We start from the raw sequence: 11558 nt of genomic DNA, 5'->3' as shown, positions 1-11558 counted from the left end.
GGAGGTCGGGTTGACCGCGATTCGGTGGCCGGTCGGGGAGACTGTCCCCATGACCACGGCGGGGGCGGGCAATCTGCTGCAGGAGATGGCCAGCCGGCTGCCGTACATGGCGCCGGCCATGCGGCAGATCGCCGAACTGGTCCTGGGCGACCCCGAACGGGCCCGGAACATGACGATCACCGAGCTGGCCGACGCCGCCGGCGTCGCCGATTCCACCGTCTCCCGGTTCGTCCGCGAACTGGGGCTGACCGGGTACCGGTCGCTGCGGCTGGGTATCGCCGAGGCCACGTTCGCCAGCCGGGCCGCCGCCGCGGGCCCGGAGACCCGGTACGTCTACGAGGGCATCAGCCGGGACGAGTCGCCGGACACCATCATCGGCAAGGTGGAACGCAGCAGCGCCGAGGCGCTCCGGCAGACCGGGCAACGGCTGAACCCGGACGCGCTGGCCGCGGCCGTCGACCTGGTCGAGAACGCCTCCGTGATCGCCTTCTTCGCCCAGGGCCTGTCCAGTGTCGCGGCCGACGCCGGGGTCATGCGGTTCACCCGGGCCGGCAAGAAGTGCCTGCTGTTCCACGACCAGAGCGTGCAGATCATGACGGCCACCAACCTCACCGCGGGCGACGTGGTCATCGGCATCAGCGATTCCGGCCGGACCGACGCGATCGTGGACGCGATGCGGATCGCCCGCAGCCACGGCGCGGCCACCGTCGCCATCACCTCCGACGCCGACTCGCCGCTGGTCGGCGTGGCCGACATCGCCCTGTTCACCGCGACCATCCCCGGCGGCGGCCTCTACGGCGAGTCCGTCACGTCCAAGTGGGGGCAGCTGCTCGTGGTCGACGCCCTGTACGCGACGTTCGCGGCCCGCCGGTTCGACGAGACCCTCGGGCACCTCGAGGAGACCTACACGGCTGCGATCCAGCATTCCCGCTCCGGCTGAGACCGCGGGGCGGATCGCGCCCGGCGCGGCCGACAAGATCGGCGACCGGCCCGTGCCGGTGCACGGTGCGCGCCGGCGCCGGTGCACGGTGCGCGCCGGCGCACGGTGCGGCCGGCGGAGGACGGTGTCACCCACCGCCACGCCCGGGAGCGGCGGGGTTGATCGTGCGCCACCGGCGCCGTCCGGCCGGGCGGCGCGCCGGACATCTCGGCGGTCCAACGGCACGTCTCGAACGTACTGTCGGCGCCCGGTGGCAGGATCAGCCCCATGCCACCGCGCCGACGCACCGCACCCCCGCCGATCGACGTCGAGGACCTGAGGTCCCGGCTGGACCAGGGCAAGATCGTGCGCGTCGCCATCGCGCACAGCGCGCAGTTCCCCGAGGGGGCGATCGGCCGGGTCCGCAGCCTGGGCGATCCGGCGGTCGACGGGGACGAGTTCATCCACGTCGAGCTGTCGGTCAACGGGATGAAGGATCTGCTGCCCTTCGCCCCGGCCGATCTGACCGCGCCGGCGCGCGCGTCGGCGGTCAGGAGCGGATCGGCCGGCGGGGCGAGTCGCGGGGCCGCGGTCGCCACCAACGGCGCTGCTCGGACCGTCACGAACGGGGCCGTCACGAACGGGGCCGGGACCACCGGCGCCGGGACCAATGGCGCCGGGACCAACGGCGCCGGGACCGCGGTGCTGCCGCCCGGCGAGCCCCTCATCGCGCCCGCCGTCCCGGCACGCCCGGGCCACGGCCCGGCGGCCCCGGTCAACGGCGCGGGCTCGGGCAACGGTGCGGCCGCTGACCATGCCGCCGGCGCCGGCCTCGGTCACGGGGCGGCGACCAACGGCGGCGCCGCGGCCCACGGGCCCATGGCGAACGGCTCTCCCGGCGGCGGCCCGGCCCCCGCGGTCGACCGCATCTTCTTCGGCGGGCCGGCGCGCCCGTCAAGCGCCGATCCCGCCGGGCCGGCCAAGGCGCCCCGGCCGGCCCAGCCGGCGGCGAAAGCCGCCGTCAAGTCGGGGGCCAAGCCGGCGGCCAAACGGCGCGGCCCGGCGGTGGCGATCAGCATCGGCACCACCGACACCGACCCGCCGCAGTGGCGGCTGGAGGCCAAGGTCGGCGCGAAGGTCGTCGTACGCCACGGGTCCGTCGCGCCCGCCCGGGTCTGGGAACTGGTCGGCCTGCTCGGGGACGAGACGCTGACCCGGGCCGTCGGCACCGTGCTGGACGAGCAGCGGCAGGCCGCCCAGTCCCGCGCCGACGCGTTGGCCGCCGAGCTCGCCGCGGTCCAGGCGGAACTGGCCGAGTTGCCCGAACCGACGGGGTGAGCCGGCCGTGCCCGACTACGGACATGCCCTGGAGTTCGGCACCTTCCTCACCCCGCGCAACGCTCCGGCCGACGAGCCGGTCGACCACGCGGTGCTCTGCGAGGACCTCGGCTACGACCTGGTCACCTTCCAGGACCACCCGTACCAACCGCGTTTCCTGGACACCTGGACGCTGCTGACCTGGGTGGCGGCAAGCACCTCACGGATCCGGGTCGCGGGCAACGTGCTGAACCTGCCGCTGCGCCAGCCGGCGGTGCTGGCCCGGGCGGCTGCGAGCCTGGACCTTCTCTCCGCCGGCCGGTTCGACCTCGGGCTGGGAGCCGGCGCGTTCTGGGATGCCATCGAGGCGATGGGTGAGCCACGCCGGTCGCCGGGCGAGGCGGTGCAGGCGCTGACCGAGGCGATCGAGATCATCCGGGGCATCTGGGCCGCCGACGACCGGAGCCCGCTACGGGTGGCCGGCGAGTTCCACCACGTCGCCGGGGCCAAGCGCGGGCCGGCCCCGAGCCGGACGATTCCGATCGTGCTCGGCGCGTACGGTCCGCGGATGCTGCGCACGGTAGGCCGGCTGGCCGACGGCTGGTTGCCCTCGCTGGGCAACCTGCCGCCCGGCGGTCTGGCCGCCGGGAACGCCCTGATCGACCAGGCCGCGACCGCGGCCGGCCGGGACCCGCGCGAGATCCGGCGCTGGCTCAACATTCCCGCGGACGTGACCGCCGGCCGGCTGACCGACCTTGCGCTGGCCGACGGGATCTCGACCTTCGTGCTCTCCACCGACGACGAGTCCAGGCTGCGCGGGTTCGCGACCGAGACGGTGCCGGCGGTGCGGGCCGCGGTCGCGGCGGCCCGCGGCTGATCGGTGGTCCTTAGCGCTGGTAGACCACGAATGAGCTTCGGTGGGCAACGGTGTCGTACAGCGAGCGGGCCGGCGCGTTGTACTCCTGGGTGAGCCAGTAGACCCCGGACGCCTCGTGCTCGTCGGCGAACGCGTACACGGCCGTGATCAGCGCCCGACCGAGTCCGGCGCCCCGGACGCCGCGATCGACGTACAGGTCCTCCAGATAGCAGGTGGAGCGGGTCGCCCACGTCGTGGCGTGCAGCACGACATGGGCCAGGCCGACGACCCGCCCTCCGGCCACCGCGACGAGTCCGTGCACCGGGGCGGCGGGGTCGGTCAGCGCGGCCCAGGTGTGCTCGGTGACGTCGTCGGTCAGCTCGGCCCGGTAGAACGCGAGGTAGCCCCGCCACAGCGCGGCCCACTCCGACCGATCCGGGACCCGCAGGGGTCGGACGGTGACATCGTCGGTCACGAAGGCCTCCGGTCGGTCGGGCCGGCCGGGACGCCGGTCGAGGTGCGGCCGAGCATGCCGCAGCCGGCCCGGCGGCGCGACCCGGGCCGAGCGGTCGGGGGCTGCGCGGCCGGGGGCTGAGCGGTCGTGCGGGTCCAGCGGTCATGCGACCTGCGGTCCCACGACGATGCGCCACCGAGGGGGACGCCGCGCCCGTTCGACGTGGCGCGGCGACCCCTGAGGTGGAGCGGCGTGCCCGGAGCAGCCCGGCCGGAGCAGCCCGGCCGGAGCAGCGCGGCCGGCGCGGCGTGACCCGCAGCATCCGGCCGTCAGCCCGGCGCGCTGCGGAGCGTGGGCCCGCGTTCGGCGGCGACCAGGTGGCCGTCCCGTCGCCCGACGGCGACGTCGCCCTGGGTGTCCGTGCGCAGCACGGTCCGGACGCCCTCCCGCTCCAGCAGGCTCAACGCCTTCGGCGAGGGGTGCCCGTAGTCGTTGCCGGCACCCACCCCGATCACGGCCACCTCCGGCGACGCCCGATCGACGAACCGCTCCAGGAGCTTCGACGACCCGTGGTGCGGGGCCTTGAGCACGTCGGCATCCAGGTCGGCCCCGGCGTTCAACAGCGCCTGCTGGGCCTCGATCTCGATGTCGCCGGTGAGCAGGATCCGGGTGCCCGCCACGTCGGCCATCAGCACCACCGAGTCGTTGTTGGGATCGGAATCGGTTCCGGTGAAAGCCTTCTCCGGTCCGAGCACGGTGACGCTGGTGTCGCCGACCGTGGCCGTGTCACCGGGGTGGTACTCGGAGACCGGGATTCCGCGCTCGGCGGCCAGGCCCGTCACGTCGTGCCAGGCCGCGGCGGGTTCCCGGTTGGGGCCGACGACGATCGTGCCGGCGCTGCGACCGGCCAGGGCACCCGAGAGCCCGTCGACGTGATCGGCGTGCAGGTGCGTCAGCACGAGCAGCGCGATGCTGCCGATGCCGAGCCGGTCCAGGCAGCCGTCGATCAGGGCCGGGTCGGGCCCGACGTCGACGACGATCGCCGTCCCGGGCTCCCCGGTCGACAGCACCAGGGCATCACCCTGGCCGACCTCGCAGGCCACCAGGAGCCAGCCGGTGATCGGCCAGCCCGGCGCCACCACCCGGACGGGGACGACCACGACCGCCACCCCGGTCACCCCGGCGACCACCACCAGCCGGAACCATCGGCGGCGAAGCAGGACGGCGACCGCGACGGTGGCGGCGATGAGCAGGGTCGCACCGGCGGGGGTCGCCGGCCAGGGCACCGTCGCCTGCGGCCAGCGGGCCAGGGTGTGGGCGACCGTGCCGACCCAGGTCAGCAGTGGGGCGGCGAGCTGGGCCACGACGTCGGCGGCGCCCGGCCACCACGGTCCGGTCAGCGCACACAGCATGCCGAGCACCAGCGCCGGGGCCACCACCGGCGCGACCAGCAGGTTGGCCGCCACCCCCACGATCGAGACCGACCCGGAGATCAGCACGACCACCGGCATGGTGACCACCTGAGCGGCCAGCGGGATCGCCAGCAGGTCCGCCCAACCGGGCGGCAGGCCACGTCGCTGCCAGGCCTTCGACCACAGCGGGGCGAGCAGGACCAACCCACCGGTGGCCAGCACCGACAGCGCGAACCCGGCGCTGACCGCCAGCTCCGGATCGATCAGCAGCAGCCCGATCACCGCGGCGGCGAGGGCGGGCAGGCTCGTCCGGGTCCGCCCGCTGAATAGCGCGAGCACGCCGACCCCACCCATCACCGCGGCCCGCAGCACCGACGGCTCGGGACCGACCAGGATGACCAGCCCGACGAGTGTCACCGCCCCGCCGGCCGCGGCCACGCGTGGACCGGCGCGCCGCAGCACCACGATCACGAACCCGCACAGGACCGCGAAGTGCGACCCGGACACGGCCAGCAGGTGACTGATGCCGGTGGCCTTCGCGTCGGTGTCGAGTTGCTCGTCGATGCCGCCTGTGTCGCCGACGACCAGGCCGGGCAGCAGCCCGGCCGCGTCGCCGTCGAGCCGGCCGGCCACCTCGTGCAACCCGGCTCGGACGGCGCCGGCCAGCCGGTACGGCCCGGGCGCCGGGCCGCGCACCTCGGGGGGATCTCGCGCGGCGAGCGAGATGCTCGGCCGCCCGGCGAACGTCGTGGCCGCCAGCCGTCCGGACACCTCGATCGGCTGCCCGGGCAGCAGGGCCGCCCAGGCACTGCCCGTCCCCATCAGCGCGATCCGGACCGTGCTGCCGGACCGCCACCCGGCCACCTCGGCCTCGTCGACCCGCATCGGGACGCGCCAGCGCTGCCGGTCGGCCTCGCCGTCCCCGCCGGCCTGCGTTCCCTCGCCCGAGCCGAAGCCGTCTGCGATCCGCTCGGGAAAGCCGGCGACGGTTCCGGTCAGCCGAGCCCAGGAGCGCTGGTCGGCGGCACGGGTCACGGGATCGGCCGCCCGCTGTCCCTCGCCCAGCCCGGTCACGGCGGCCGCCGCGATCACCATGGCGAGCACCGGCAGGGCGACCGTCCAACCGGCCGGCCGCACGGCCGCCAGGATCGCCGCGGCCACCGTGGCCGGCCCGGCGATCCACCAGGCGACCGGCGGACCGCCGAGCAGCACGGCGATCGACGCCACCCACAGCACGATCGCACCCGGCACCAGCCGCAGGTCGGGCGGCGGTGCGTTCTCCTCGTCCGCCGCGGCCCGGAACACCGCTCACCCCACCGTGACCAGCGGGGCCAGCTGCGCGAACCGGGACGGGCCGATGCCGCTGATCTCCTGCAACTGTTCGACCGTGGCGAACCGGCCGTTGGTCTCCCGCCAGGCCAGGATGTTCTTGGCCATCACCGGACCCACGCCGGGCAGGGTGTCCAGGGCCGCCTCGTCGGCGGTGTTCAGGTTGACCAGCCCGCCCGCCGCGGCCGTGTCCTCACCGCCGGTTCCGCCCCCCGATCCGGAGCCGCCGGCCGCGCCGGATCCGCCGGTCGGTCCCGCGGCCGCGTCGGCTCCGGTGTCGGTGACGACGACGGAATCGCCGTCGGCGAGGCGGGCCGCCAGGTTCATCCCGGTCAGGTCGGCCCCCGGCTGGGTGCCGCCGGCCGCGGAGATGGCGTCGGCCACCCGCGCGTCCGGGGCCAGCCGCACCACCCCCGGATTCGTGACCAGACCGGTGACCGACACCAGGATCTCGGTCACCGACCCGCCGACCGGTACCGACGACGGGATCGCGCCGGACGTCCCAGCCGCCCCGACGGCCGCCGCCGGGGAGGCCGCCGCCTCCGACACCGGCGCGGCCGGCTGCCCCGACGCGACGGCCACGACGGCGGTCTCGACCGGCCGCGGTTCCGGCCGGTCCCGCCACACACCGACCGCGGCGACGACGGCCGCCACCGCGGCCACCAGGACGAGCACCAGCATCCCCCGCCGACCCGGATCGACCCGCGCCTCCCGCATCGACTCCGGCACCCACAACTCGGCGAATCTGCCCCAACGACCGTTGATCCGGTGCGCCCGCACCCGGCCGGGCGCGACATCGTCGGCCTCGGGGTGTGCCTCGGTGCCGCCGCCGGTGCCGGTTTCGGTGCCGGTGCCGGTGCCGGCGTCGGGTTCGGCGTCGGGATCGGGGTCGGGGTCGGGTTCGGGTGCTCCCGTGGTGGCCCCGCGCGGCGATGAGGCCCTGACATCGGCTCCGCCGCCCCCGGTGTCGGGATCGGCTTCGAGATCTCCACTCTCCCACCTGGGCGGTGCCGGATCGGCTTGCGTCCGCGCCTCCGGCTCCTGATCCGCGGGGCTGCGTCCACCCTCGGCGGACCCACCACCGGCGGACCCGGCCGGGCTCGACCGGCTGCCGTCCCGATCGACATCGGTCCGGCCGTCGGCGGACTCACGCCCATCGGGCCAGGAATCATCGGGCCAGTAATCCTCGGGCCACGAGTCAGCGGGCCACCCGACCGGCTCCGCCCCGACCAGCCGCAGCGCCGGCGGACCGGCCGGCGACTCACCCCCGGTGGAGGGCGATTCCGCCGGCCGGGCCGGCTCCGGAGCACCGCGAGAGGCCGGAGCACGGCCCGAGGCCGGAGCCGGATCGGCCGCGCGCCGCCGGCCCCGACCGCGCCCGGTCCGCGGGGCCCAGTCCGAGAGCAGATCCTCGTCGGTCGGCGCCCGGTCGACGACCGGCACCCATCCACCGAACTCCGGATCCGCGGGGACCGCCCCGGCACCCGGGTCGGCGGCGTCGCGGGCCGTCGCCGGCGGACGGCGCAACGGAGCCAACCGGGGCCGCGGATCAGGTCGAGAACGCACACCCCGACGCTAGGAACACCCGCCGTACGCCGACAGGGACCGACCCCGAATGTGCACGGATATCGGACATGGGGACAACTTTCCGGGTCAGCCGGCGCGGGCCATGTCCGCCCCGACGAGCCCGGCCGGGCGCCGGCTCAGACCTGCTTGGCCAGCAGGAAGGGCATCGGGTCGAACTCGTCGAGCGGGATGATCCTGATCCTGGGCAGGGTGACGTTGAACGCCCCGAGGTCGTACTCCAGGTCGAGCATCTCCAACCCGTCGGGCACCAACTCGCCGTACGCCGAGTTGAACTGCTCCTTGAACCCGACCAGGCCCACCCGACGCGTCCCGTCCAGCAACGGAGTCAGGGCCGGGATGAAGTCGGCGTCGTGGCTGAGCAGCACCACGTCGCCCTCCAGCGTCCGGATCGCGTCGAGGCTGCGCAGGATGCCGACGTCGACGATCTTGACCTCGGGCGGGCCGCTGAGCAGGACCGGCTTGTAGTGCATGTTGCCGAGCGCCTGGACGAACGGGTTCGGGAACGTCATGTCGGTCGCGTTCAGGAAGAACAGGGCCCGCACATCACCCGAATTCCAGCTCTTGCGCACGTATTCCAGCACCCGCTCCCAGCGGGGCCGGTCCTTCGGGTCCGGGCGGCGGTGCAGGATGTTGGACCCCAGCGTGGCGTCGATGTTCTCGCCGTCGACGAGCACGAACACCGGACGGCCGGCCGATTCGGTCACGGCGCCAGCCTCGCACGCACCGGTCCCCGGCGCGACTCGTCGGTGGGCGGCCCACCGGGATCCCTGCCGTCACCCGCCCGCCGGCGCCCAGGCCCAAACCGGCCCCCTGACGGTCCGCCTGACCGGAGAGATCCGCTGACGACTCAGCCCAGCCCCAGCTCCCGCGCCACCGCGGTCAGGGCCGGCAACGGATCGCCGCCCGGCTCGGTGAGCACCTGCGCGCAGACGTGATCGGCGCCGGCGGCCAGGTGCGCGTCGAGGCCGGCCGCCAGCGCCGCGGCGTCCCCGTGGACGACGAGGGCGTCGGCCACGGCGTCGGTTCCGCCGTCGGCGAGGTCCGCGTCGGTCCAGCCGAACCGCTTGAGGTTGTTCCGGTAGTTGACCCGGCCCAGGTAGTAACTCACCGTCGGCCGCCCGATCGCCCGGGCCGCCGCCGGATCGGTGTTCAGCACGATCTTCTGCTCCGGCGCGAGCAGCGGGCCGGCCCCGAGTTGCGTCCGGGCGAACCGGGTGTGGTCCGGCGTGGTGAAGTACGGGTGCGCACCCCGGGTCCGCTCGCCGGCCAGCCGCAGGACCCGGGGCCCGAGCGCGGCCAGCACCTGATCGCCGGCCGGTACCCCGGCGGCCGCCAGCCGGTCCAGGTAGTCGACGATCGTCTCGTAGGGGCTGCGGTACTGCGCGGACGACTCCCGATGCCCGATGCCGGTGCCCAGCAGGAACCGGCCGGGGAACGCGTCGGCGAGCCGGTGGTACGCGGCCGCGGCCTCCTCGGGCGGCGTCGCCCACATGTTCACCACTCCCGTGGTGACCACGATCCGCTCCGTCGCCGCCAGCACCGCCGGGACCGGGCTCAGCTCGCCGGTCGGCGACGCGCCCACCCAGATGGCCCCGTAGCCCAGCGCCTCGATCTCTTGGGCCAGCCGTTCGTCGAGCCGGTCCTTGTGGATCCAGACTCCGTAGCGACCGAGTTCCATCACCGCTCCTGCCTGTCCGGCCCCGCCAGGGCCACGATGGTCCGCGCCAGCACGCCGGCCGCCTCCGGTGGGGCCTGGGGCAGCATCAGCGACGGCTCGACGAGTTCGAGTTCCAGCACCGCCGGCTCGCCGTCCGCCCCGAGCACCAGGTCGACCCGCGCGTAGAGCAACTCGTCCCGCGGGAACGGGATGGCGTCCAGCACCGCATCGGCCACGGCCCGTTCCGCGGCGGACGGCTGCACCGCGTGCAGCTTCTCGGTGGCGAAGAGCTTGTCCTCGGTGGCCCGCTCCCCGGGCACCAGCAGCGCGTCCTTGGTGACCGCGTGGCTGTACCGGCCGCCGAGGAACACCAGGGCCGTCTCGCCGCGCTCGTCGACGCTGGCCACGTACGGCTGGACCATGACAGTGCGGCCCCGGTCGAGCAGCCGCCGGGCGTGGTCGCGGGCGACGTCCTGCTCCCCCGGCGCGTAGCGAGCGGTGTTGCGGCTGCCGGCGGAGACGGTCGGCTTGACCACGAACGGGACCCCGTCCGGCAACGCGGGCCGGTCCCCGGGGGACAGAAACTCGGTCGGCACCACCGGTAGCCCGTACCCGGCGAGATCCCGCAGGTACACCTTGTCGCTGTTCCATCGCACGACGCCAGGCCGGTTCCGCAACCGGGTCACCGCGTCGGTGGCCGCGACCCAGGTCAGGAACTCGTCCCGGCGCATCGTGTAGTCCCAGGTCGAGCGGAGCACGACCACGTCGAACGCGGCCCAGTCCACCGCCCGGTCGTCCCAGACGACCACGGCCGGGTCGGCGCCCGCCGCCCGGAGGGCCGGCAGCAGGAACGCCTCGTCGTCATCGGTGCCCAGGGCGGCGGTGGCGGACACGAGGGCAACACGCATGGCGGCCAGGGTAGTGCGCGCTCAGGTACCGGCGACCTGGTCCTCGCCGCGGGGCAGCACCAGGCCGCCCAGGCCGGCGTTGTACGAGTGCAGCCGCCACGCGCCGGCGTACCGGTGCAGCACGACCCAGTGGCAGTTGCCGACGCCGACCAGGGTGCCCCAGGAGTCCTCGGGCAGCACCAGCAACCGCCCGGTGAGACCGACGATGGTGCCACCGTGGGAGACCAGGAGGGCGCGGGTCACCGATCCGGCGTCCAGTTCGTAGACCACGGCGGCGGCCCGGGCGGCGACCTGCCAGCGCGACTCGCCGCCCGGCGGCGACGCGTGGGCCGAGGTGGTGCGCCAGTCGTTCCACTCCCGCGACCAGCCGGCGACGACCTCGTCCCGGGTCAGCCCCTCCCACTTGCCCATGGACGTCTCCCGCAGCCGCGGATCGACGACGACCGGCAGTTCCCGCAGGGTGGCGACGGCCTCGGCGGTCTCCCGCGCCCGGCCCAGATCGGAGGCGACGATCACCTCGGGCCGGAGCGCGGCCACCGACGGCGCCGCGTCGACCGCCTGCATGCGGCCCACGTCGGACAGCGGGATGTCGCGATGGCCCTGCAGGCGCTGGCCCCGGTTCCACTCCGTCTCGCCGTGCCGCATCAGGATGAGATGCTCGAGAGTCACGGCGTGTGAACGGCTTCCGGGTCGGTCACGATCGCGGCCTCGGCCTCGGCCTCGGCACCGGTCCGGTCACCGGTCCGGTCGCCGCGCTCGGCGTCGGTCCCGGCCAGGGCCCGGTCGGTGAACGGGATCACCGGGCAGTCCTTCCACAGCCGGTCCAGCGCGTAGAACACCCGCTCCTCGGGATGCTGGACGTGCACGATGATGTCGACGAAGTCCAGCAGGACCCAGCGCCCGTCGCGCTGGCCCTCCCGGCGCGGCGGCCGGCAGCCGGCCGCCCGCATCTGCTCCTCGACGGCGTCCACGATCGCCCCGACCTGCCGCTCGTTGGCGCCGGTGACGATGACGAAAACATCGGTGATCGCCAGCCGCTCGGACACGTCGACGAGCAGGATGTCGGTCGCCTTCTTGTCGGCGGCGGCCTGCGCCGCGACGGTGGCCAGCGCGATGCTG

Annotated in this window: 11 protein-coding genes; 3 read left to right on the top strand and 8 right to left on the bottom strand. The window is 74.8% G+C overall.

Annotated elements, in window-relative coordinates; genetic code table 11:
• Positions 1–49: 49 nt before the first annotated feature.
• The 3 genes from ACOJUF_RS15630 to ACOJUF_RS15620 all read left to right on the top strand — a co-directional run bounded on the left by ACOJUF_RS15630 (position 50) and on the right by ACOJUF_RS15620 (position 3113).
• Positions 50–940 carry a MurR/RpiR family transcriptional regulator gene (locus ACOJUF_RS15630; protein WP_420122752.1) on the top strand — a complete coding sequence of 297 codons (891 nt, stop codon included), beginning with the start codon at positions 50–52 and terminating at the stop codon, positions 938–940.
• Between the two features lie 267 nt (positions 941–1207).
• Positions 1208–2257 carry a DUF6319 family protein gene (locus tag ACOJUF_RS15625; RefSeq protein WP_420122751.1) on the top strand — a complete coding sequence of 350 codons (1050 nt, stop codon included), beginning with the start codon at positions 1208–1210 and terminating at the stop codon, positions 2255–2257.
• Positions 2258–2264: 7 nt separating this feature from the next.
• A complete protein-coding gene (locus tag ACOJUF_RS15620; RefSeq protein ID WP_420122750.1) occupies positions 2265–3113 on the top strand; it encodes an LLM class flavin-dependent oxidoreductase in 849 nt (282 codons plus the stop codon).
• A gap of 10 nt (positions 3114–3123) precedes the next feature.
• Here the strand turns inward: ACOJUF_RS15620 and ACOJUF_RS15615 are convergent, their stop codons facing one another.
• The 8 genes from ACOJUF_RS15615 to rsfS all read right to left on the bottom strand — a co-directional run bounded on the left by ACOJUF_RS15615 (position 3124) and on the right by rsfS (position 11554).
• A complete protein-coding gene (locus tag ACOJUF_RS15615; protein WP_420122749.1) occupies positions 3124–3567 on the bottom strand; it encodes a GNAT family N-acetyltransferase in 444 nt (147 codons plus the stop codon).
• A gap of 308 nt (positions 3568–3875) precedes the next feature.
• Positions 3876–6263, bottom strand: coding sequence for a ComEC/Rec2 family competence protein (locus ACOJUF_RS15610; protein ID WP_420122748.1), 2388 nt, complete (start codon positions 6261–6263; stop codon positions 3876–3878).
• A 3-nt stretch (positions 6264–6266) separates the two neighbouring features.
• Positions 6267–7016: a helix-hairpin-helix domain-containing protein gene (locus tag ACOJUF_RS15605; RefSeq protein WP_420122754.1), complete on the bottom strand. Its 750-nt coding sequence runs from the start codon at positions 7014–7016 to the stop codon at positions 6267–6269.
• 974 nt (positions 7017–7990) lie between these two features.
• Complete coding sequence (locus tag ACOJUF_RS15600) at positions 7991–8578, bottom strand: NYN domain-containing protein (RefSeq protein ID WP_420122747.1); 588 nt, start codon at positions 8576–8578, stop codon at positions 7991–7993.
• A gap of 143 nt (positions 8579–8721) precedes the next feature.
• Entirely contained in the window at positions 8722–9552 is an 831-nt protein-coding gene (locus ACOJUF_RS15595; protein WP_420122746.1) for a TIGR03620 family F420-dependent LLM class oxidoreductase, read from the bottom strand.
• Positions 9552–10439 (bottom strand): ATP-grasp domain-containing protein, encoded by an 888-nt coding sequence (locus ACOJUF_RS15590; protein ID WP_420122745.1) that lies wholly within the window; start codon positions 10437–10439, stop codon positions 9552–9554. The genes ACOJUF_RS15595 and ACOJUF_RS15590 overlap by 1 nt, the downstream gene beginning before the upstream one ends.
• Positions 10440–10460: 21 nt before the next feature.
• On the bottom strand, positions 10461–11108 hold the full coding sequence (locus ACOJUF_RS15585) for a histidine phosphatase family protein (RefSeq protein ID WP_420122744.1): 648 nt from the start codon (positions 11106–11108) through the stop codon (positions 10461–10463).
• On the bottom strand, positions 11105–11554 hold the full coding sequence (rsfS, locus tag ACOJUF_RS15580) for a ribosome silencing factor (RefSeq protein ID WP_420122753.1): 450 nt from the start codon (positions 11552–11554) through the stop codon (positions 11105–11107). Before rsfS ends, ACOJUF_RS15585 begins: the two co-directional genes overlap by 4 nt.
• Between the last annotated feature and the right edge of the window lie 4 nt (positions 11555–11558).

Origin of the sequence: Nakamurella sp., from assembly GCF_048594475.1 — a bacterium.
GTDB lineage: Bacteria > Actinomycetota > Actinomycetes > Mycobacteriales > Nakamurellaceae > Nakamurella.
This window is presented reverse-complemented; position numbering and strand designations above follow the sequence as displayed.

Coding starts and splice junctions, on each gene's coding strand:
- ACOJUF_RS15625 (WP_420122751.1), top strand. CDS start 1,208: ATGCCACCGCGCCGACGCACCGCACCCCCGCCGATCGACGTCGAGGAC.
- ACOJUF_RS15630 (WP_420122752.1), top strand. CDS start 50: ATGACCACGGCGGGGGCGGGCAATCTGCTGCAGGAGATGGCCAGCCGG.
- ACOJUF_RS15595 (WP_420122746.1), bottom strand. CDS start 9,552: ATGGAACTCGGTCGCTACGGAGTCTGGATCCACAAGGACCGGCTCGAC.
- ACOJUF_RS15590 (WP_420122745.1), bottom strand. CDS start 10,439: ATGCGTGTTGCCCTCGTGTCCGCCACCGCCGCCCTGGGCACCGATGAC.